The 335-nt window shown below is 68.7% G+C and carries 1 protein-coding gene; it reads left to right on the top strand.

The annotated features are described in order from the left end of the window. Window positions 1–48 precede the first annotated feature (48 nt). On the top strand, window positions 49–335 hold a 287-nt coding region (locus tag ACEPPI_RS40815), incomplete at its 3' end, for an LLM class flavin-dependent oxidoreductase (RefSeq protein WP_373920286.1).

The following is a 335-nucleotide window of genomic DNA, read 5'->3' on the forward strand; positions in this document are numbered from 1 at the left end:
CGGGGCCCGCACGCCCCGGCGCCCGCACTCCCCAGCAAGGAGCGACGCATGGACTTCGGCCTCGTCCTGCAGACCGACCCGCCCGCCTCCCAGGTCATCAGCCTGATGAAGCGTGCCGAACGCAACGGCTTCCGCTACGGCTGGACCTTCGACTCCGCCGTGCTGTGGCAGGAGCCGTTCGTCATCTACAGCCAGATCCTCGCCAACACGCAGAAGCTCCACATCGGTCCGATGGTCACCAACCCGGGCACCCGCACCTGGGAGGTCACCGCCTCCACCTTCGCCACCCTCAACGACATGTACGGCAACCGCACCGTCTGCGGCATCGGCCGCGG

Source organism: Streptomyces sp. AB3(2024) (genome assembly GCF_041862025.1).
In the GTDB taxonomy this organism is placed as follows: Bacteria; Actinomycetota; Actinomycetes; order Streptomycetales; family Streptomycetaceae; genus Streptomyces.